Annotated in this window: 22 protein-coding genes; 12 read left to right on the top strand and 10 right to left on the bottom strand. The window is 36.8% G+C overall.

Features of this window, described 5'->3' with window-relative positions; translation table 11 throughout:
• Window positions 1-318 precede the first annotated feature (318 nt).
• The 4 genes from F6K27_RS23635 to F6K27_RS23620 all read left to right on the top strand — a co-directional run bounded on the left by F6K27_RS23635 (window position 319) and on the right by F6K27_RS23620 (window position 6237).
• Window positions 319-1224: a RimK family alpha-L-glutamate ligase gene (locus tag F6K27_RS23635; protein ID WP_287278594.1), complete on the top strand. Its 906-nt coding sequence runs from the start codon at window positions 319-321 to the stop codon at window positions 1222-1224.
• A 176-nt stretch (window positions 1225-1400) separates the two neighbouring features.
• Window positions 1401-1964, top strand: a complete 564-nt coding sequence (locus F6K27_RS23630; protein WP_287278593.1) for a Uma2 family endonuclease — start codon at window positions 1401-1403, stop codon at window positions 1962-1964.
• Window positions 1965-2114: 150 nt separating this feature from the next.
• Window positions 2115-2678 carry a Uma2 family endonuclease gene (locus F6K27_RS23625; protein ID WP_287278592.1) on the top strand — a complete coding sequence of 188 codons (564 nt, stop codon included), beginning with the start codon at window positions 2115-2117 and terminating at the stop codon, window positions 2676-2678.
• A 214-nt stretch (window positions 2679-2892) separates the two neighbouring features.
• Window positions 2893-6237 carry an AAA-like domain-containing protein gene (locus F6K27_RS23620; protein ID WP_287278590.1) on the top strand — a complete coding sequence of 1115 codons (3345 nt, stop codon included), beginning with the start codon at window positions 2893-2895 and terminating at the stop codon, window positions 6235-6237.
• 167 nt (window positions 6238-6404) lie between these two features.
• Here the strand turns inward: F6K27_RS23620 and F6K27_RS23615 are convergent, their stop codons facing one another.
• The 7 genes from F6K27_RS23615 to F6K27_RS23585 form a co-directional block, all read right to left on the bottom strand.
• On the bottom strand, window positions 6405-7319 hold the full coding sequence (locus tag F6K27_RS23615; protein WP_287278589.1) for an RNA-guided endonuclease TnpB family protein: 915 nt from the start codon (window positions 7317-7319) through the stop codon (window positions 6405-6407).
• Between the two features lie 628 nt (window positions 7320-7947).
• Window positions 7948-9339 (bottom strand): asparagine--tRNA ligase, encoded by a 1392-nt coding sequence (gene asnS, locus F6K27_RS23610; protein ID WP_287278588.1) that lies wholly within the window; start codon window positions 9337-9339, stop codon window positions 7948-7950.
• Between the two features lie 401 nt (window positions 9340-9740).
• Complete coding sequence (locus F6K27_RS23605) at window positions 9741-10244, bottom strand: TauD/TfdA family dioxygenase (RefSeq protein ID WP_375339705.1); 504 nt, start codon at window positions 10242-10244, stop codon at window positions 9741-9743.
• Between the two features lie 78 nt (window positions 10245-10322).
• A complete protein-coding gene (locus tag F6K27_RS23600; protein WP_287278586.1) occupies window positions 10323-11720 on the bottom strand; it encodes a class I SAM-dependent methyltransferase in 1398 nt (465 codons plus the stop codon).
• A gap of 159 nt (window positions 11721-11879) precedes the next feature.
• Window positions 11880-12182, bottom strand: coding sequence for a hypothetical protein (locus F6K27_RS23595; RefSeq protein WP_287278585.1), 303 nt, complete (start codon window positions 12180-12182; stop codon window positions 11880-11882).
• A 42-nt stretch (window positions 12183-12224) separates the two neighbouring features.
• Window positions 12225-12488 (bottom strand): hypothetical protein, encoded by a 264-nt coding sequence (locus F6K27_RS23590; protein WP_287278584.1) that lies wholly within the window; start codon window positions 12486-12488, stop codon window positions 12225-12227.
• A 93-nt stretch (window positions 12489-12581) separates the two neighbouring features.
• On the bottom strand, window positions 12582-12995 hold the full coding sequence (locus F6K27_RS23585) for a DUF2203 domain-containing protein (protein ID WP_287278583.1): 414 nt from the start codon (window positions 12993-12995) through the stop codon (window positions 12582-12584).
• A 54-nt stretch (window positions 12996-13049) separates the two neighbouring features.
• Between F6K27_RS23585 and F6K27_RS23580 the strand changes: the two genes are divergently transcribed.
• On the top strand, window positions 13050-13346 hold the full coding sequence (locus F6K27_RS23580) for a DUF6439 family protein (RefSeq protein WP_287278582.1): 297 nt from the start codon (window positions 13050-13052) through the stop codon (window positions 13344-13346).
• A gap of 24 nt (window positions 13347-13370) precedes the next feature.
• Here the strand turns inward: F6K27_RS23580 and F6K27_RS23575 are convergent, their stop codons facing one another.
• Complete coding sequence (locus tag F6K27_RS23575) at window positions 13371-13847, bottom strand: anti-sigma regulatory factor (RefSeq protein WP_287244774.1); 477 nt, start codon at window positions 13845-13847, stop codon at window positions 13371-13373.
• A gap of 326 nt (window positions 13848-14173) precedes the next feature.
• Between F6K27_RS23575 and F6K27_RS23570 the strand changes: the two genes are divergently transcribed.
• Both F6K27_RS23570 and F6K27_RS23565 read left to right on the top strand, forming a co-directional pair.
• Complete coding sequence (locus tag F6K27_RS23570) at window positions 14174-15073, top strand: alpha/beta fold hydrolase (RefSeq protein WP_287278580.1); 900 nt, start codon at window positions 14174-14176, stop codon at window positions 15071-15073.
• Between the two features lie 77 nt (window positions 15074-15150).
• Window positions 15151-15297, top strand: a complete 147-nt coding sequence (locus F6K27_RS23565) for a hypothetical protein (protein ID WP_287284578.1) — start codon at window positions 15151-15153, stop codon at window positions 15295-15297.
• A gap of 163 nt (window positions 15298-15460) precedes the next feature.
• Here the strand turns inward: F6K27_RS23565 and F6K27_RS23560 are convergent, their stop codons facing one another.
• Window positions 15461-15790: a ferredoxin gene (locus F6K27_RS23560; RefSeq protein ID WP_287278579.1), complete on the bottom strand. Its 330-nt coding sequence runs from the start codon at window positions 15788-15790 to the stop codon at window positions 15461-15463.
• A gap of 179 nt (window positions 15791-15969) precedes the next feature.
• Between F6K27_RS23560 and F6K27_RS23555 the strand changes: the two genes are divergently transcribed.
• The 3 genes from F6K27_RS23555 to F6K27_RS23545 all read left to right on the top strand — a co-directional run bounded on the left by F6K27_RS23555 (window position 15970) and on the right by F6K27_RS23545 (window position 18041).
• Entirely contained in the window at window positions 15970-16428 is a 459-nt protein-coding gene (locus F6K27_RS23555) for a CBS domain-containing protein (protein ID WP_124142781.1), read from the top strand.
• 100 nt (window positions 16429-16528) lie between these two features.
• Window positions 16529-17191 (top strand): phycobilisome degradation protein NblB, encoded by a 663-nt coding sequence (nblB, locus tag F6K27_RS23550; protein WP_287278598.1) that lies wholly within the window; start codon window positions 16529-16531, stop codon window positions 17189-17191.
• Window positions 17192-17822: 631 nt separating this feature from the next.
• Window positions 17823-18041, top strand: a complete 219-nt coding sequence (locus F6K27_RS23545) for a hypothetical protein (protein WP_124142780.1) — start codon at window positions 17823-17825, stop codon at window positions 18039-18041.
• A gap of 177 nt (window positions 18042-18218) precedes the next feature.
• Here the strand turns inward: F6K27_RS23545 and F6K27_RS23540 are convergent, their stop codons facing one another.
• On the bottom strand, window positions 18219-18920 hold the full coding sequence (locus tag F6K27_RS23540; protein WP_287300923.1) for a slipin family protein: 702 nt from the start codon (window positions 18918-18920) through the stop codon (window positions 18219-18221).
• 800 nt (window positions 18921-19720) lie between these two features.
• Here F6K27_RS23540 and F6K27_RS23535 point away from each other — a divergent pair.
• Together F6K27_RS23535 and fbp are read left to right on the top strand one after the other, a co-directional pair.
• Window positions 19721-19954, top strand: a complete 234-nt coding sequence (locus F6K27_RS23535; protein WP_287278577.1) for a CopG family transcriptional regulator — start codon at window positions 19721-19723, stop codon at window positions 19952-19954.
• 843 nt (window positions 19955-20797) lie between these two features.
• The gene (fbp, locus tag F6K27_RS23530; RefSeq protein ID WP_124142776.1) at window positions 20798-21856 is read left to right on the top strand and encodes a class 1 fructose-bisphosphatase; all 1059 of its coding nucleotides are present in this window, start codon (window positions 20798-20800) and stop codon (window positions 21854-21856) included.
• Window positions 21857-22040: the final 184 nt, after the last annotated feature.

The raw sequence follows: 22040 nt of genomic DNA, 5'->3' as shown, positions 1-22040 counted from the left end.
TCAATTTGGTATTACGCAATACTAAGGTATTTTCGTCCGAAGCGACTGATAGGGAAGCAATCTCAAATCCTAGTTTTTTGTACCTCATGGGTAAGTCCTGAATATCTACGCTTTTTTCTCCCAAGTCTTCCTTTTCTTTCTCATTCCCTTTCTTCCTTTAAAATACTTGACAGGAGATGTCCCTTTGACTAAAAAGATAAATTACGACTAAAAAATGGGAGCAAAGCAATTCATTCTGACTCCTGACTCCTGACTCCTGACTCCTAAGAAATAGCCTAACTATTTGTAGCAAACAGTTGTCAAATTGGTATAACTTTAATGAATATTTTAATCCTCGGCAGTGAAGAAGATATTCATGCTGCCCATCTCAAAAAGTCTCTCACAGAAAAAGGAATAACAGTTGATTATTTAGATACTCGTTTATTTCCCACTAAGTTAAAAATCTCTTGGCAACCTATTACTCACACAGGATGTTTAATATTTCCAGATGGCAGAAAATGGAATTTAGCAGATATAAATAAAATTTTTTGGCGGACTTTTGCCGGGGTCAATGTTCCGGAATTAACCGATTCATATCAGGAGAGAATAGCAGTTAATGATTCGATGGGTTTATTACGTTCTTTTATGCGGTCTAAACCCGATAAATGGGTGAATAGTTGGGAAGCTTATGAATTTCATAGAGAAAAACCATTACAATTAAGTTTAGCGAATAAAATAGGTGTAAAGATTCCAGGGACATTAGTAACTAATGATGCTCAAGAAATTATCGATTTCTCTAAATCATATCTGGATGTAATTTTTAAACCTGTTTATGGTGGTTCTCATACTCAATTTTTAACGAAAGAACATCTAGAAATTAATCGGATGAAATTAGCATTAAGCATTTCTCCTGTAACTATCCAAGAATTTATTCCCGGTACAAATATTCGTAGTTATGTGATTGGCGAAAAAGTTTATTCTGCTGAAATTAGGAGTAGTTCCTTAGATTTTCGGGAAGATAAACGAGCTAAATTAATCTATTTAGAAACACCAGAGTATATAAAAAGACAATGTTTAGCTATTACTAAAGCATTCGGATTAAAATGGACTGGTATTGATTGGCGATTTAAACCTAATGGAGATTTTGTTTTCCTGGAGGCAAATTTTAGTCCAATGTTTCTTCATTTTGAAAGAGAAACAGGTTGTCCGATAACTGAGGATTTGATTCAATTATTAACAACTTAACTAGCTATCAGCTATCAGCTATTAGCTATCAGCTTAAAAATTTGTGTATAGATAATGGTATCTGTTTGTAGAACATTCCGGACCGAAACGCTTTTTAAAGTTAGGCAAGAATATTTATAATAAATATAATTGTTATACATAAACAAATTCATGTAATTATTCTTAAGGAGTTGGAAATGTCTGCAGAATTATTGCGACGATTATTTACTGTAGACCAGTATTATAAAATGCTGGAAGCAGGAGTATTAACTGAAAATGAACGAGTAGAACTAATCCGAGGAGAAATTGTCAAAATGTCCCCCATTGGTATTCATCACGCAAATTGTGTGGACAATCTTACCGAACTGTTCATTTTAAGTTTAGCAAAAACTGTTACTGTGAGAGTTCAAAATCCTGTAAGATTGAACGATAATTCTGAACCAGAACCAGATATCGCTTTGCTGCAACGACGGCAAGGATTTCGTCGCACTCAACACCCTCAACCAGAAGATATATTTCTCCTTATAGAGGTGTCAGATACAACAGTTAAATATGACCAAGAAGTAAAAATTCCCTTATATGCTGAGAATAATATTGTTGAAGTTTGGTTGGTGAATCTGACTGAAGAATGTCTGGAAGTTTACCGACAACCTACTGCCAATGGTTATGAAATTGTGCAGACTTTTCAAAGGGGTGAAACTGTGGAAATTCAAGCTTTGCCTAATGTAACTTTTACTGTTGATGAAATATTGGGAAACTAACATAAATTTTTAATATTAATTACCCAATACTATATAAATTTATTCTGTTGTGAGTATTAGTAAAAAAAGCTTTGAGCTATAACTAAAAAATAGCTGAATGCGGATAGCTGTTTGCTGAATGCTTAATACAATTTTCTCAAGGAGTCGATCATGTCTGTACAATTATTGCGACGACTATTTACTGTAGACCAGTATTATAAAATGCTGGAGGCAGGAGTATTTACTGAAAATGAACGAGTAGAACTAATCAGAGGAGAAATTATCACAATGTCCCCTATGGGTATTCGCCATGCAGGTTGTGTCAACCGTCTTAATGAACTGTTCTTTTTGCGTTTAGCACAGACTGTTACTGTGGGAATTCAAATTCCTGTAAGATTGAATAATAATTCTGAACCAGAACCAGATATCAGTTTGTTGCAACGACGACCAGATTTTTATGAGACTCAACAACCTCAACCAGAAAATGTATTTCTCCTTATAGAGGTGTCAGATACAACAGTTAAATATGACCAAGAAGTAAAAATTCCCTTATATGCTGAGAATAATATTGTTGAAGTTTGGTTAGTAAATCTGACTGAAGAATGTCTGGAAGTTTACCGACAACCTACAGCGAATGGTTATGAGATTGTGCAGACTTTTCAACGTGGTGAAACTCTGTCAATTCAAGCTTTGCCTAATGTAACTTTTACTGTTGATGAAATATTGGGAGATTAACATAAATTTTCAACTTCACCATCGCTCCAAACCCGATATGAATGTGTATTGAATGTCAAAATTTTAGTGATTTATTTCATTTTTTGGTTTAAGTTTTACTTATCATACTTTACTATCCATCTACATAGTAGCCTATATTTAGTGGGGAATATGTGATTGTAATTATTGGTTGAAAAAATTATTACTTTGGATAATCTTAGGGAATTATACCAATATGGAAATCTATAAAAAATCAATTTATCAAGTAGGAGGTAGTTTGCCTCCAGATGCTCCCACTTATGTAACTAGACTTGCCGATGAACAACTTTATCAAGGTTTAAAAGCAGGAGAATTTTGTTATGTATTGAACTGTCGTCAAATGGGTAAATCTAGTTTAAGAGTCAAAACTAGACAACGGTTGGAAGCAGAAGGAATTGCCTGTGCAACTATTGATATTACAGAAGTTGGTACTTGGGAAGTTACTGCCGACCAATGGTATGCTGGAGTCATTGATAGTATTGTCAGTAGTTTAAATTTAGATGATTTTTTTGATATTGATGAGTGGTGGTCGGTTACAAATAAACTCTCGAATGTGAAACGTTTTAGTAAGTTTATCAGAGATTTTTTGCTGCCTACTGTTAAGCAAAATATTGTAATTTTTATTGATGAAATTGATAGTACCCTGAGTCTACCTTTTAATATTGATGATTTTTTTGCCGTAATACGAGATTGTTATAACAAAAGAGCCGATAATTCAAATTATCAAAGATTAACTTTTGTGATGATTGGTGTGGCAACTCCGGCAGATTTAATTATGGATAAAAAACGCACTCCTTTTAATATTGGTATACCTATAGAATTAACTGGTTTCAAAATGTCGGAAGTAGCTACTTTGGGTAGAGGTTTGAGAGACAAAAGTAAAGATATTAATCGGTTATTAGAAGCTGTATTATTTTGGACGGGAGGGCAACCATTTTTAACTCAAAAATTGTGCAATTTAATCCAGAAAAAAGGAGATTTTATTGAAGAAAATAAAGAGGCAGAATGGGTAGAGAATTTAGTACAAAAACAAATTCTGGAAAATTGGCGAATAAATGACGACCCAGAACATTTAAAGACCATAAGCGATCGCCTTTTAGTTAATGAAAAACGAGCAAGTCGGTTATTAGGTTTGTATCAGCAAGTTTTGAATAGTGGGGAGGTAGTAGCAGATGATAGTTCCGAACAAATGGAACTGCGACTGACTGGTTTAGTAGTAAAATATGAAGGTAAATTGATAGTAGCTAACCAAATTTATCAGTCAGTATTTAATGTTACTTGGGTAGAGAAAGAATTAGCAGGTTTACGACCTTATTCAGAAGCGTTTGCTGCATGGTTAGCTTCTGGTTATCAGGATGAGTCACGACTTTTGCGGGGTCAAGCTTTACAGGAAGCTCTAGCATGGGCAGCAGCGAAGAGTTTGAGCGAGCAAGATTATCGGTTTTTAACGGCAAGTCAAGAACTAGATAAACTCGAAATGCAACGGACATTGGCAGCAGAAAGACAAGCAGCTCAAATATTAGCTGAGGCAAATCAGATATTAGAAGTATTACTCAAAAGTGCCTCCTCAAAAACACTATTTCTCGCTGGTCAAGAGTTTGAAGCATTACTAGAAGCATTGAGGGCAGCCAAAATTCTACAATCATTGTCCAAATCAATTAGAACAAAAGCTGATGCTGAAATGCTGGTGGTAACAGCACTGCATCAGGCAGTCTATGGAGTTAAAGAGCGTAATCGTTTGGAAGGGCATAAAGATGGAGTAAATAGTGTTTGTTTCAACCCTAGTGGTACTTTGATTGCTTCTGGTAGTAGGGATAATTCTCTGAAACTTTGGAGTCTCAGTGGTAGAGAATTAAAAACTTTTACGGGAAATAGCGATCGCATCCATAGCATCTGTTTCCATCCTGATGGTCAGATACTTGCATCTGCGGGTTCTGACAGCACCATTAAACTTTGGGGTATTGACGGAACAGAATTACAAAGTTTTACAACAGGACATACCGACCTGGTTAGTAGTGTTAGTTTCAGTCCGGATGGTCAAACTCTTGCTTCTGGAAGTTTTGATAAAACTATTAAGCTTTGGAGTTTAGATGGTAGGGAATTACAAACTCTGATTGGACATAATAATCGAGTCTCTAGTGTCAGTTTTAGCCCTGATAGTCAAACTATTGCATCTGCCAGTGCTGACAAAACTATCAAACTTTGGAGTTTAGATGGTAGGGAACTGAAAACCTTTATTGGGCACACTTATAACGTTAATAGCGTCAGTTTTAGTCCAGATGGTCAAACGATTGCATCTGCTAGTACTGACACAACTATCAAACTCTGGAATTTAGATGGCAAAGAATTACAAACTTTTAGAGGTCACAGAGATTGGGTAAATGGGGTTAGTTTTAGCCCTGATGGTCAAACGATTGCATCTGCTAGTGCAGACAAAATCATCAAATTCTGGAATATTAAGGGCAAGAAACTACAAACTTTCCGTGGGCACAGTAATAGAATTTATAGCGTCAGTTTTAGTCCAGATGGTCAGACTATTGCCTCTGCTTCTAGGGACAATACAATTAGACTCTGGAGAGTTAAAAGCACAGAACGAAATATTTTCAATGGTCATAGCAATGAGGTTAGTAATGTCAGTTTTAGCCCTGACGGTCAAACTATTGCTTCCGCTAGTTATGACACCACTGTTAAACTTTGGAATCTTGATGGCAGAGAACTGAAAACCCTTAATGGTCATACAGGTAGAGTTTATAGCATTAGTTTTAGCAAGACTCAGAAAGTTATTGCTTCCGCTAGTGAAGATAAAACTATTAAACTCTGGAGTCTAGATGGTAAGGAACTGCAAACTTTTCAGGGACATAGAGAACGAGTTTATGATGTTAGTTTTAGCCCCGACGGTCAAACCCTTGCTTCTGCTAGTTACGACAACACTGTTAAGCTCTGGAGTCTAGATGGTAAGGAACTAAAAACTTTTCAGGGACATAGAGATGTAGTCTTTCATGTCAGTTTTAGTCCTGATGGCAGAATAATTGCTTCTGTGAGTAAGGATGGTAGCATCAAACTTTGGCATTTGGATAGTAAGGAAGAACAAACTCTTCAAGAATATGGAAATGCTGTGATTACAGTTACTTTCGACCCTACTGGGAAGCTACTTGCTACTGCTAGTGATGACGATACTATTAAACTTTGGAGTCTTGAGGGAGTTAAACTACAAACTTTTAAGGGACATAGTCGTAGGATTTATAGCCTCTGTTTTAGCCCTGATGGTCAAATTCTTGCCTCTGCGAGTATGGATAGAACTATTAAACTTTGGAATCTTAATGGCAGGGAGTTACATACTTTTCAAGGGTATCCGCGTGGTCTCAATAGTATTTGTTTTAGTCCAGATGGTCAGATGATTGCCTCTGGTAGCACAGATGGCAAAGTAATTTTGTGGAATTTGAATCTGGAAAGTCTAATAAAACTTGGTTGTGAGTGGGTGGGAGATTATCTGAAAAATAATCCTAATGTTAGTCAGAGCGATCGCCGACTCTGCGATTAAATTCACAACCGTTCTACTAAACTTACCCAAACTTACCCATGCGTGATTGCATAAGCTTTGGAGCCAGCTTCCTGTTTTCCTACGGAATGCTGCGCAAACACTGAAGACCACTGACCGCAGTCTGCAACTTATCTTCTCCACAGGCTTAAAATCGCTTGGATCTCAAGCTACTGATTCACATAGTTTTTGAGGTTGATAGCGGCATTAAAGTCTCTGTCAGCCTCAAAACCACAGTTACTACATTCGTAAGTTCTCTTATGCAACGGCATTTTCTGTCGATGCCCACAATGAGAGCAGAGCTGAGAACTTGGATAAAATCTATCAGCTATCACGATCTGGCTTCCATACCACTCACACTTGTATATAAGCTGACGCTTAAACTCATAAAAGCCACAGTCTGCTATCGCACTCGCCAGCTTGTGGTTTTTGAGCATTCCACTCACATTCAAGTCTTCAATTACAATGGTGCTGTGGTTCTTGGCTAACCATGTTGTGACTTTATGTAGTGCATCTGCTCTGATATCTGCTACTTTTTTATGAATTTTGGCTAGTTTTTTGATGGCTTTGGCTCTGTTTTTGCTCCCAAGCTCTTTTTTGTTGACACGCCTTTGATAACGAGTTCGTCGTTTTTTAGCTTGTTTGTAAGCTTTAACGTTAGCAAATTTTGTTCCATCGCTGCAAGTTGCTAGAGTATTTATACCAACATCTACACCGATAACATCTCGTTCTTTTGGGGTAGGTTTTGGTTGATAATCATATTTAAAACTAATGTACCAATTATCTGCACGTTTAGATATTCTCACATTTTTGACTCTGCAAGAAGGTAAGATTTCATAAGTTTTTACTATTCCTATTCTTGGTAGTTTTATATAATTTCCTTGAATAATTTTGATACTTCCTTCTAAATAGAAACTATCTTTTTTTCCTTTTTTCTTAAAGTTCGGAAATCCACGTTTGGGAATAGTTAAAAAGTTTTTAAATGCTCTATCTAAATCTCTTAATGCCTGTTGAGGGGCACACTTTGAGACTTCATAATACCATGGATTTTCAGTTTTAACTTCAGCAATTAAACGTTTATGCAAATCTATCGCAGTAGGACGTTTTTTTGTTTATTTGTACTCATAAATACAATAGGCGAGTCCCCAGTTATAAGCATGACGTTAGCGAAGCTTTGCGCCAGCAAACCACACCTGCGTGTTTAGCAAGTATTGTTTTTTGGTAATTGTTAACTTTTAACTTGGTCTTGATTGATTGCATTTGAACACGGACACCATGAAAAAAAGTCTTTGATTGTTTAAGATGATTTTAATGGTATGATAACAGCTCATCAGCAGATTTTCAATATTTTTTAACGTTTGTCTAACTTTGTCTAATTATTTGGCTTCAGTAGTTAGCCCTAAAACTCTAAATTCTCCACAACTCGTTTCTTATTCTCCTCACCTCCCATGAAGTTTATGGTTTGATCTTAAAGAGCGAAAAACTAAAAAAAATAGGGCGTTGGTAAATTACAGGAGGTAGAAAAAAGTGCCAGGTTTTCGATGGCTAAAACTCAAAAAGTTGGTATTTTGAGTAGACAAGATTCGATAGCCTAATCCTTCCGACACTTCCCCTCCTGGCAGGGGTTAGTGGTTTGTCCCACACTCTGCTTTTTTCAACAAACCCTAATTATTTCCCAGCAACCCCCCTCTATTTTCCCAATAATTCCTAACTTTAAAAATCCACAGTTAAAGGCGCTCTTGGAAAAGGAATCACATCTCGAATATTCCCCATTCCTGTCATAAACTGCACCACTCTTTCAAATCCCAAACCAAACCCCGCATGAGGCACAGTACCATATCTACGCAAATCTAAATACCACCATAATTCCTCCTTATTCATCTCCTGTTCATCTATCCTTCTTTCCAAAATATCCAAACGTTCTTCCCTCTGAGAACCGCCAATAATTTCCCCTACCTTTGGCACCAAAACATCCATCGCCCTAACCGTCTTACCATCATCATTTAAACGCATATAAAAAGCCTTAATTATTGCTGGATAATCTGTCACAATCACAGGTTTTTTAAACAATTCCTCACACAAATAACGTTCATGTTCCGACTGTAAATCTAAACCCCACTCTACTGGATAATCAAACTTTTTATCCGTCTTTTCCAACAAAGAAACAGCCTCAGTATAAGTAATCCTTTCAAAACTATTATTAATAATCGTATCCGCCGTTTCCAAAACTGTTTTATCAATCCGTTTATTAAAAAATTCCATATCCTCCGAACAACTTTCCAAAACAGACTTAAAAATATGTTTGAAAAATTCCTCAGCCAAATCCATATTCCCTACCAAATCACAAAAAGCCATCTCCGGTTCAATCATCCAAAACTCAGCCAAATGCCGAGAAGTATTAGAATTTTCTGCTCGAAAAGTCGGACCAAACGTATAAACATTACTAAAAGCAGTTGCCATAATTTCCGCTTCTAACTGACCACTAACTGTTAGAAAAGACTGCTTTCCAAAAAAGTCTTGACTAAAATCAACATCTTGTTTTTCTGTGAGAGGAACTTTCTTTAAATCAAAATTTGTAACAGTAAACATTTCCCCTGCACCCTCACAGTCACTAGCAGTAATAATAGGAGTATGAACCCACAAAAAACCTCGTTCTTGAAAGAATTGATGCACAGCATTAGCACAAGCATTTCTTACCCTAAAAACTGCTCCATAAGTATTAGTGCGCCCTCGCAAATGTGCAATAGTACGGAGAAATTCAAAAGAGTGGCGTTTTTTCTGCAAAGGATATGTTTCAGGATCGGCATCACCATAAGCGATCACGCTTTCTGCCTTAAGTTCAATTCTTTGTCCTTTTGCTGGGGACTCTACCAAGATACCGCTCACTTCTATTGAGGCGCCTGTATTCATTTGTTGCAAACTTTCTTGATAATTTGGTAGATCAGGATTTAATACCACCTGTAGGTTAGCTAAACATGAACCGTCATTAACCTCTACAAAAGCAAATTCTTTCAACTCTCGCTTCGTGCGTACCCATCCTTGAATTGTTACTTTTTCATCAGGTTTAGCGCTTCTTAATATTTCAGCAATTCGTTGCTTTGTCATTTCTTTAATCCTGTTGATCAGACTTGCTATTTTAATTGATTTTTGGTATTATAGAACTTTTTGGTATTAAAGTTGCAATTCGCTTCCACTAAGCTAATCAAGATGGAACCTTGGGACAACTACAGGTAAGAATTCTGGGAATTTCAGAAAACCAAGGCTTCATCAATTGGAGTTATATCATGTCCGGTTGAATTTTTATCAAGAAACGATGGAGTTTTCATCGGTATTATTCAATAAGTATTTCCAACAGGAATATCCAATCTATTTTGATCTAGCAAAAATTTTCAAGAATCTATCTGCTTTTAAAAGTTGCTTCTGATATTTTGCTTGTTTTACAACACTTTGGTAACTCATCAAATATTCCTTCTTTAAATTATATTGTATGTCAAAGGCTTGAAGTTTTACCCTTCTAAATAAAGATGTTTGTATCGATCAAAATCATTTCTTGCGGTAAAGTAATCCCAAGCAATATATGCTACCTCAAGATGTCGTATTCCTGAATTAGAATCAAACTCTTTTCTACCATGCAAAATTCTATCATTATACATTAACAACAAATTTCCTGGTTGTAAGCGAACTTGGTATTGGTAGGCCGGATTTTTCAGATAACGAAAAAAAGCACAATAAGCTTCATAAAATTTCTCCATTTGTTCAAATGGAATATTCCAATTACTGGCATGGGAATGACCAAAATTAACCCTTGCTATTTGGCCTTCACGGTCTAGTTCTAAAACTGTTTGTGCCCTACTGTAAAAATATTTAAAGTCTGTATAAAACTGTTTAAAATTAACAGGAGTTTCTGTCAGTATCTGAAAGTAACGAGGATGCTGCTGACGAAAATCTTGGGCAATACGAAAACCATCTACAAGAATTGATTCTCCACCAGATGTAGTATTCTCTACCATATAAAAGCACACTATCAGAGGCTGATTGCTGAACTGCTGTTTGCGGAGCATTCCGTCAGGAAACGCTTTTTAATACAATTAGGACTTTTGGAAGACCATAACATACATTGCTTCAGTCTCAAAGATATCAAACTCTTCTTGACTAATTAATTTCCAGGGTAATTCTTGGAGTACCTCGTGCAAGACCTTGCTGTCTTTATAATAATCTACCCGTACTGTCAATACAAAATATCCTCCAATGTTTAAAAAACTGGATAGATTTTTTAAAGCATCAGGGTGAACATGACCAAAAGTAAACACACCTACTGACAATATTGCATCATAGCTTGCTGCAGATGCAAAAGCTAGAGGTTCTTCTAGTTTCCCCTGGTAAAGGGCAGTGTAAACCTGCTTATTCCTAGCTACTTCTAGCATTTTCTCAGAAAGGTCTACTCCGACAATATTGGTATACCCCAACTCTGCCAAAGCTTGACCTACCATACCTGTACCCGCTCCCGCATCCAGGACCGGAACATCTTTGTTTGGCAAAACTTTTGCTAAAGCATTGGCTGACTTTACTGGGGAACAACGGTAAGGTCTATCTAATTCACTATCGTAGATAGCTGCCCAAGCATCATATTTCTGCTCTAGGTTATCTCGATCGTCACTTTGGTAAATCCAGGAAAGACGATCGCTGACCTTTTCACATGAGTAATACCCCCATCCTAATTGATTAGTTTGAATAGCTTCGCACATTTTATCATAAGCTGCGCTCAATTCCGGATATTGAGCCAAAGCTAACTGTGAGAGCAACTCATAGCTTTTGTACAAATGTTCCTTTAAGTCTTTAGTTGCCAATACCATAAATCCCAATTCTGTGAGAAAATCTTTATAGGAGTCTAAGCTAAATATTGGCTCAAACAGCAAGCGGTCGTAGACATATTGGCGTGCCATTTCGTTGATTTCCTGTGTCGGAGAAATCAAGTCATCGAAGATGAATGTGCCTCCTTCTTTAAGTACGCGGTGAACCTCTCGTAATGCCTGATGGCGATCGTGAACATGGTACAATGTTGCTTGACTCCAAATATGGGTAAAGCTCCCCTCATCGTAGGGTAGATTTGTTGCGGATGCTTTTTCAAACTCCAGTTTCAGTGATGGATGTTCCTGTGCTTTGATTTTAGCATTTTCAATGCGGACACCACTGATATCAACTCCCACTACTTCACACCCTGTTTCTTGGGATAGCCATATAGCAGTATTGCCGTTACCACAACCAAGGTCTAGTACCCTGGAATCTTTTGTGATCCCACTTTGGAAAAGCATATATTCATTCCAGCGTTTGCAGGCGGGGATAAAGTCTTCAGTTTTGGCCGTAGTTAATTTCTCAAAATAGCCCCAGTGTAAACTGCCTTCTGAGTCCCAAAAACTTCGATACAGGCTATCCTCGCTATCATAAAATACCTCTGTATCAACCTCGGAAAATTTGCTTTGTTTCATAACGATATGGTAATATTTTTAATTTAACAGGACTTACCCAAGGAATCTACTTGTTGTAGAGCGCGTTGCAACTAAGCTGACACCACAGCTAGTGTAAAGTAGACAATTTTACATAATTCGTGTTGAAGTTATTTGGATAATTTTATAGTTATGAGTTTGCTAACTATCTTCAGGTTGGCGTAGGGGAATTTTTAAGTAGGTATTTTGCTCTTTCAAAAGTAAGCAATCTATGGTTGCATATATACTGCCTTGTTTCCTTTTGTATACTACTTCCTGTTCAGAAAGTGGGATAGGAGTCGTATGCCATACTCCCGACTTCATTGATATGCCTTTACTACCATCTGAATAAAGAGCTACAAAATCTTCTGCTTTGACATCCTCTTTAGGAGGAGCTACAAGAAATATACTCGGTTCGCCATTTTTAGATATCAAAGCTTCTCCTGCATCCAGATGGGCACTCAACCAATTTACCAGAACATACTTGCAGCTACTTTCGGGTTCAGATCAAACCTTACCCGTTGCACCGCCACGAGCATTCTGATGACCAGCAGAAAAAATGGTCGAACCCTGCCAATAGACTTTGAATTCTTCTTCAATCACATTTCCATAACCCCCGTTGGCAATCAGAGGTCGTTTTCCTTGAGTAGGCCATTTGCACAAATCTATTTTCACATCTTCAAATTCTGTGAAGATGGATCCTACTCCTTGCGCATTTTCTGAATTGAGCTTTTTTAAGGGGACTTCATAGTAGTTCGCTGTGGTTCTCATTAGTTTTCTTCACTGATTTAACTTAGGCTACCATATCATCAAAAAGCAAATTACTATGCAATATCAAAATTTTGATACCAAAAAACCTAACTTCTATCCAGCACAAGATTTTAATAGCCAGCCGATCGCAATTCCTAAACCGCCAAATCTCACAGCTTGCCAAAATGGTTCTTTTATGCTATTCCAACCAAATAAACTACTCTCTAGGTTTAATTCTATTGTTTCTAATTCTGTCTGTATCCGTTGTAACTCTTCTCGTAATTCATTAGTTTTTTGGCGACGTACTTCCGGTCGTACTTCTTCTAAGCGATGCTTTAATTCTGCTTTTCGCCTCTGATAATACTGAACTTGAGAATAACGTTCTTTCAGAGCAGCAAAGGAACGGTCTACCTCTGCTAGTGCTTGTCCAAAATCAGTCTCTGAAACTTCTGACTCCCCATCAATTGGTGCAGAATTTGAGCACCCATCATTTATTTTTTTCTCAGAATGTTCTGGAGAAGGATTCATGCTGGCATACTTAAGTATAGTAAGTTCTACCTGAAAACATTAATCTAGGAAAATATGCTTAACTCTAACTCAGCCTCTGCAACTGCAACTAACAAAAGAGATTTACAGGAGTATAGTACATTAGAATTAGCCCAAGCTTTAGCCCAAAGACTTGCTATACCAGAAAGAGACTGGCATCGACTTAAGTCTAATCGCCAAGTCCGTGCATTAGAGCTAACTGTAGCTGCCCTAGTTTTTCTAATTAAAGCGCAACCCACTGAGGCGATCGAACGTCTTAAACAAGCTACTAGCTGGTTAGATCGATCTATCTCAGCTCCCCCATGTCCAACTCATGGAGTTAAGAAGGATTAATAAGTTGAAGTTAACTTAAATTCTTCACATAACCAAGGGTAATCTGGAGTTATTTCTTACTCTTTTGCATAGCATTAACTCTGTACCCTTGGAGTTCCATTCAACATAATCAAAAACTTGGTAGATGATGTATATGCCTCGACCACATTCTTTTTCATCATCACAATAATCTTCTGGGGAATAGGTAGCAGTTTGCCTATGATTTTGGTTTGATTTACAAGGCGGTTTAAAACCCAGACCTTGATCTGAAATCACCCACCAATACTGGTCTTGTACAATTGAAAAACGGACGAAAACTTTCTTATTGGGGTCTAAATTATTGCCATGCTTTGCAGAATTTACCAACGCTTCTTGTAATCCTAGTCGTAGTTCTGGATGCCAATGTTTAGGAACATCTGCCAGTAAAAGATCAAGAATCGGACACAAATATAGGGTAGAAGCAAAGCTAATTGTCACCCAGTTTTGACTTATTAGACGTGGACGTGATGAGATAGCAATCACTGAAAAAACTCCCTAGCTTTTCTTAGTAAACCTTTGTCAATCTCCTCGTACAATTAAAAATTTTTTCTTTAATAAGCATCCCTGCTTTCATATTTTTATAGTATCAAAACTCTTAAGAAAAATAAAGTACCTAAGCAAAATTAGTGGAAATTCTTTATATATTTTCTACTTAAAGTATCTAATATCTACTTAGGTTTCTTTTTTTTGGCCTAGGTTTCTTTAATACATTTTTATCGCTGACGAGAAATATTTTAGAAATAATTTGATCCCACCTTAATTTTGATACAATATTTAATGCAACTTAATAAAATTTTATATTTTAATATATGTTAACTACATCAGCCTCTACTACAACTTCAGTTCCCGGCAGTTATTGGCAATGGCGGGATCAGTCTATCTACTATGTATGTGCAGGTAAGTCCGATCCCACAACACCACCCATATTATTAATACATGGCTTTGGAGCATCAACAGACCATTGGCGCAAAAATATTGCATATCTGAGCCAGTTTTTTCAGGTTTGGGCGATCGATTTGCTAGGATTTGGACGTTCAACAAAAGCAAACTGGCAATATAGTGGTCAGCTATGGAGAGAACAACTAAATGACTTTATTACTGAAGTAATTGGTAAACCTGTGGTATTAGCAGGAAATTCTCTGGGAGGTTATGCAGCATTGTGTGTGGCAGCTCAATATCCAAATTCTACAGCAGGTTTAATATTACTGAACAGTGCTGGACCTTTTAGTGAATCTCAGCCTACTGCCAAACCTCCCTTGTGGAGAAAAGTTATTTCTCAAAGTATAAAGTGGTTACTCTTACAAGATTGGCCTAGTTTTTTATTATTTCAATGGACGCGACGACGTAGCACTATCAGAAAAACACTACAGAAGGTTTATTTAGACCAAAGTGCTGTTACAGACCAACTAATAGAAGATATATATCGGCCTTCTTGCGATCCTGGTGCAGCTAAAGTCTTTGCTTCTATATTCAAAACTCCATCTGGCGAAAAAGTTGATGTGTTGTTAGGTCAGTTAAACTGTTCCTTACTCATGCTATGGGGAAAAGTAGATCCTTGGATAAATACTCAAAGTAGAAGTTCCCAGTTTCGTAAGTATTATCCTCAGTTAACAGAATACTTTTTGGAGGCAGGTCATTGCCCTCATGATGAAGTACCAGAACAAGTTAACAAATTAATTAAAGAATGGATGTTCTCAATTGTGAAGTAAGTACCTGTGCAAAATTAATTTAATATTTATAAGCAGGGAGTAGGCGGTAGTCAGTAGAGCACAAAACAGATACTTCTGTGCTTGAGCAATATACTCCTATTTCTGAAATTGTATCTGAACTGATAACTAAGGTTGGGCCAGTCAAAGAAGTATCAGATAATCCTGTTCAGTTCTCATTATTTGAAAGAGCAGCTCCTCCGCAGGAGGCAGTGGCAGGGGGATAATCGGACACAGTTAATCAACGAGTGCAGAGGAAACTTAAGTCTACTCGTAAAAAAGTAGCTGATTCCAGTGAAGCGTCAACCTGCCTTGAGTCTTTTGAGCAGCTTAGGTTGTTTAATTCATAGATAGTAATCCTCTAGGGTTGAGCAATAGCGAGGATATCAATCAGCAAAAACGAGGATGAATTCTAGGATTAAGCATATCATCTACAGGTTTATTGCCCTGAAAATGTTCTGTAACTATTTTTGGGACATTATCAGGTTTGACTCGGTAATACCAAATTTCATCAGGGGTAACTCTTACTGTAGGGCCAGTGCTACATTGACCAAGACAACCGCTGGCCTGAATATTAACACCCACTATATTTTCTGTCTCAGCTATAAAGGTTTCAAGGACTTCTTGAGAATTGTGGCGCAGACAAGACGTATTTTGGCAGACAAATACACAGCGATCGCGAGAAGTTTCTTCTGGTTTTTGGCCTTCAGATATTGACATTAATCAAAAATTCTTAATATAGCTTTATGCTACATTGTAAGATTTGATTTGAGAAAAGTGCAATTATGGTATGTTGTATATTCTTTTATGGTTACTATTGAAGCCAAAACTAAAAAGGAAAATTTTTACTTTTTGACGCTCTCATAGTTATTCCAACTAGAACAAAATCTGAGGTAAACATGACTAAAACTGTAGCAGATGTGATGAGTAATAATCCAATTTCTGTTAAGCCAGAAATGCCTTTAAAAGAGGCAATTAAAATCTTGGCAGAACAACGCATTAGTGGTCTTCCTGTAGTCAATGAACAGGAAAAATTAGTCGGGATCGTATCAGAAACAGATTTGATGTGGCAAGAAAGCGGAGTCACTCCTCCACCCTACATTATGTTGCTAGATAGTGTGATTTTTCTAGAAAATCCAGCTCGTTATGAAAAACAAATTCATAAAGCTTTAGGAGAAACTGTGGGAGAAGTAATGACTAAAGACCCTCTAACTACTACACCAGAAAAATCACTCTCAGCAGCAGCGAGACTCATGCACGAACAGAATATTCATCGGTTACCAGTATTAGATGAAAATGATAAAGTGATTGGTATACTAACTCGTGGGGATATTATTAGAGCTATGGCAAGCGAGTAAGTTTGATTCTAGAAAAAATAAATTATGGCAGGGGATCAAAAATCTACTCTAGTTTATAGCTCAGATAATCCAGGAAAATAAAAAAATCAAATTTATGGCAATGAGTGTTACCCCAGATTCAATTAAGCAACTACTAATATCAGAGGATCTAGGCGATCGCTTACGTGGAGTTAATCAATTACGTCAAATAGATTTAGCTACCGCTTTTGAATTAATTCAAACTTCAATCAAAGACCAAGATACTCGTGTTAGATATGCTGCAGTGAGCCAAATGTCAAGCTTAGGTACACAAAATTTAACAATATCTCAAGAAATATTGCGAGACTGTCTGCTCAACGATCCCGAACCAGATGTCCAAGCAGCAGCAGCAGATGCTTTAGGAGCATTAAAACTTACTGAAACTTTTGACGACCTAGAACAGGTCTACCAGAATACTCCAGAATGGCTAGTTAAAATGAGCATAGTTGCAGTAGTAGGAGGAATGGGGGAACCAAGAGCATTATCTTTACTAGAAGATGCTCTCCAGTCAGATAATGAACTGATACAGACTATAGCTATTAGTGCTTTAGGGGAACTAGGAAACCCAGAAGCTGTCCCTTTCTTAACACCTTTTGCCACCAATAGTGATTGGCAAATGCGTTATAGACTCGTACAAACTTTGCATAAATTAGGAGGGCCACAAGCGGAGCAAGTTATCACACAGTTAGCCAACGATCCGGTTGAGCAGGTTGCTCAGGAGGCCAAGGTAGCCCAAAATAGTTAATCACAGCAGAAGGTAGAAGGTTGATTACTTCCTGATCTCAGTTACTCTATCAGTCCACAACCTTTGTAGATATTGCTAGTGAAGTACCCCAACCTACTTCGCTGAGGTTGGGGCTTCCAATTCTCAGGTCAATTCAGGAACGGTCTTATTTGTCTTTCGGGCTTCCCGCTTCATTCGCCGACGCCTCAACCAGCAAGCTGGAATTGGTCTTACTGAGCGTCCATAGGCAAACATCTGCTTTCCGCAGACGTATAGTTTTCCGACATACTTACCTTGGAATTACAGCACTGTGGCTAACCTGCCGGGGCAAGTCTCTTCCCTGAGATCCGCGTTTTACTTTGTATACCTCCAGGTCTAAAAACTGATAGGATATTAGACCATTTATTAAGGTAGCCTTTTAGTCGGTCATGCGGGTCAGCAACCAAGTTTATTATAACACGAATCATCACAAGTTGTCGTCTCGCTATCCATCCCCACCTTCTTCCAACGTGGGGAATTCCGCGAGTTTTGTTAAAAGCTAATTAACTTAATTGAGGCGATAGCTACGATAGTTGCATATTCGGTACGTTAGAATACGAGGGAAAAATTTAGTTTGATTAAATAAATATTCTTTAGCGAGAGGAAAGAGTCTATGTTTCTAGATGAATTAACCCCAGTTGTAAAAGAACTAATTGAACAACCAGTTGCCTTTTTTGGAGGTTTTTTCTCTGGTATGTTCCGACTAAATCTTAATGACGATCCAGTCAAAAGTTGGCTTGAGAAGCAGAATGGTTATACTGCCACTACTAACTCTAATACAGAAGTAAATAGTGACAAAAGTGAAGGTCCTCAATCAATCACTATAGAATAATAAATACACTTCTTGCAGAGGTCAGGGAATTGTTGATTTTATCTCTTGAATTAATTTCATTAAAACTTTTGCAAGAGGTCTAATATTAATACTTACTTTACTTGAAAGCTTTTCCCAACTTCTTTGCATTTTAGAGGTTAGATTAAACAACCGCTTGTTCAGAGGTTGGGATAGTTTTTATTTATCTTTTGAAATAGACTGAGAAACATCTTTTGCCAAAGATAAAATATCAGATGGAATCATCAAAATAGTAGTAGTATTTTGTTCAGTTCCGATCTCAGCAATCATCTGAATTATACGTAGTTCTAATGCTACTGGAAACTTAGCAATTTCTCGTGCAGCTTGTGTTAGTTTAATAGTTGATTCATAGTCAGATTCCGCCTTAATCATACGCGCCCTTTTCTCTCTTGCCACTTCAGCTTCTTTTGCCATTGCACGCTGCATTGGTTTAGGAATTTGCATATTTTTTATTTCTATACGTTCAATTTCTATACCCCAAGGATTTGTAATTTCGTCAACTATTTCACAAATTCTAGAGTTAATTTTATCTCGTTCCTGAAGCAGTTCATCTAGTTTATGTTGCCCAATAATATTACGCAAAGTTGTTAAAGCAGCTTGAGATGTTGCAAAGTTATAATCTTTAACTCTAATTAAAGCTTTCTCGGGATCCCGAATTCGATAATAAAGAACTGCATTGATACCAACAGTAACACTATCTTTTGTTACTGTATCTTGGGATTCAATATCAACAGTAATAGTTCTTCGGTCTACTTGCTTTATTTGGTCGATTATTGGAATAGTTAAATATACACCAGGTCCTCTGACATAACTAAATCTTCCTAGTCTAAAAATTACCGATTTATGGTATTCAAAATTCATTTTTAGGCTGGCAGATAATAATGCTATTAAAATTAAAATTAGTAAAGGTAAGATGGTTAACATATTTTTAGGAGTCAGGAGACAGGAGTCAGGAGTCAGGAGTTAAGAGTTAGAATTTCAAAACCTTTCAGTTCAGGAATCAGGAGACAGGAGTTCAGAAGTCATAATAAATAGACCTCTCCGGAAAAGAGGGAATAGGGAAAAAGAATTGATTATTTCTGTACGATAATTTATTTAATTTTTGTAACCGCTCAATAATCCGGGGTAAATCGGTAAATGGTAAGCATCAAACGGCGTAAAATCCTTCCTAAACTGGTAGTCCGCCCCGATTTATTGAGCGGATACTAATTTTTAATTATCGGAGATGTCTAATAGTTTAAATACAATTTATTGGCTTGAATATCCCTTTTTAATCAAAGACAAATCCGATTAAATTATTTTAATTCCCCTGATTATTTGTAACATTATTTTTTCAAATTGGTATTAATCAAAATTTTAATTCATTTATAAAAGGAAGAATTTATATTGCCAACTACTTAAGACCGTTTGAGCTGCTGTGAGAATCCTTGAAATCCTTATTAATTCATAGGTACTCTCAATTAAAAGTATACTCGCTTGACTCTACATAGTAATCTTAAAACAAATTTCTATTATCAAAAAATTTTTTTTACTTGCTCAACACCATTTTGGTGTAAAAAAAGCACCACAAAAACTAAAAATTAGTGTATATTGTATTTAAGTTCCTTAGTAATACGAGGTTATATGCCCCGAAAAGTATTTCCTGTATTTCCAATATGAAGATGAACAAAACAACTCAAGTATCCCGTCCCCCTACAAAGCGTATGTCTGTAACTTTGCCAACAGATGTAGCTGAAATGTTAGAATTTCTTGCTACTAATCAAGGTATTACTCAAAATGAGGCACTTCGGAAAGCTATTGCAACTGAAGCGTATTTTCAGAAGGAAATAAAGCAAGGTTCTACGGTGCTAATTATGAACTCTGATAAATCAGTAAAAGAAGTAGTTTTCAGATAATAGCTTAGTAGTTAGTTGCTTGATATTTATATTGGGGACGGGTAAAAATTGTCAACTTTAGCAATTACCAACCTCATTTATTCATGAAAACTAACCAACAATTTAATTCAGAATAAAATGAAAATCAAGATAATGTTTTCTATCTAGGAATACCAGAGAATCTAGAAACAAAAAATCTAGAAACACTAGATGTTGACAGCTATATTCAGAATTATATCTCTGATAAAAACTTAAGCCCTGAGAATAAAAAACACATATATAAATGGGTAAAAATTGAACAGGAGAAGACCAGAAAAAATATTGCTGAAAAACTTTTAGTATTTTTTGGTGGCTCGTTAGGGATTACTTATCTTCTGATTGGTTTGGCATCTATTTTTCCACAATCAGATAAGTCATTTATTAGGGAAATGATACCAATTATTATCACCCCACAAGTAACATTATTGGGTGTTGCATTGGGCTTTTATTTTAAAAACCAGGGTTAAGATATCTTTAAGGAATAAGATTTTACATTACCCTTTAATTCTTATTCCTAACTAATATAAAATTTGTGTTCTTACTGTATTTTCTTTAGTAGATAACACAAACTTTTTTTTGAGATGGGTGTAAAAATAGAAGCGTTTAGAACTTTTTAACTTTTGACTTTTAAAATTTGCTTTTTACTCTTCACAAAGCGACTAACTATCTAAAGTTCATATAAAATTTAGCCTCCTCTTGCTCAAGCCTAAATAAGATAGATAAACGTTAGACATCTCCAGTCTGTAGAAGTCCAAGTAAAGATAAAGCCTTTACAAATCATCTATTCACCACTGGAGCTAATTAATATGGAGGAACTAAATACTTATGGTCAATACCCAGGAAAACCTCCACATTCGTCTGGAGGAAACACAGGCATTAGATCGTGATTGTACAACCTTATCACGTCATGTTCTACAGCAACTTCAGTTCTCACCAGATGCTCAAGATATCAGCGCCCTGATGAATCGAATTGCTTTAGCAGGCAAATTAATCGCTCGTCGTTTGACCCGCGCTGGATTAGTAGAAGACGCTTTAGGGTTTACTGGCACAGTTAATGTCCAGGGAGAATCCGTCAAAAAGATGGATATCTATGCCAATGATGTATTTATCTCGGTATTTAAGCAAAGTGGCCTTGTATGTCGCTTGGCATCCGAGGAAATGGAAAAACCCTATTATATTCCAGAAAACTGTCCAATAGGTCGCTATACATTACTTTATGACCCTCTAGATGGCTCCTCTAATCTAGATACAAATCTAAATGTGGGGTCTATATTCTCGGTTCGCCAACAAGAAGGTAATGATGAAGATGGTTTAGCTCAAGATTTACTCCAAAGTGGACGTAAACAAATTGCTGCTGGTTATATTCTATATGGCCCTAGCACAATGCTAGTATATTCAATTGGCACTGGGGTTCACGCATTTACTCTTGACCCTAGTTTGGGAGAGTTTATTCTGGCCAATGAGAATATCAAAATCCCCGAACATGGCCCAATATACAGTGTCAACGAAGGTAACTTTTGGCAGTGGGATGATTCTATGCGGGATTATATCCGCTATGTTCATCGCCATGAAGGTTATACTGCCCGTTATGGTGGTGCATTAGTTGGAGACTTTCATCGAATTTTATACCAAGGTGGCGTATTTTTATACCCAGGTACAGTGAAAAAGCCAGAAGGAAAATTACGCCTATTATATGAATCAGCACCTATGGCTTATTTAATTGAACAAGCTGGTGGTAGAGCTAGTACAGGTACTGAAGAAATATTGGATGTTGTAGCAAATGAACTACATCAACGTACACCATTGGTGATTGGTAGTAAAGAAGATGTGGCACTTGTAGAGTCTTTTATTAAGGAACAAGCACGCATTTCTCATCAGGATTAATACATTCCATCAAACTTACTCATAACTATAGCTATAAAACTAAAGTGAGTAAGTTTGTTCAGTTGTCTATCCATTGAGTCGTTATTACCTACAATTAAGGTATGAAGCTAGTTGAACGTCATGTTATCACCAAATCACATTATTTGTGGTCAGCTTGTGACCAGAAGGCTTTTTTGTCAAAAAA

It is taken from the genome of Okeania sp. SIO2F5, from assembly GCF_010692685.1.
Classification (GTDB): Bacteria; Cyanobacteriota; Cyanobacteriia; order Cyanobacteriales; family Microcoleaceae; genus Okeania; species Okeania hirsuta.
The sequence above is the reverse complement of the archived record's forward strand: the minus strand, read 5'-3'. Positions and strand labels throughout refer to the sequence as shown.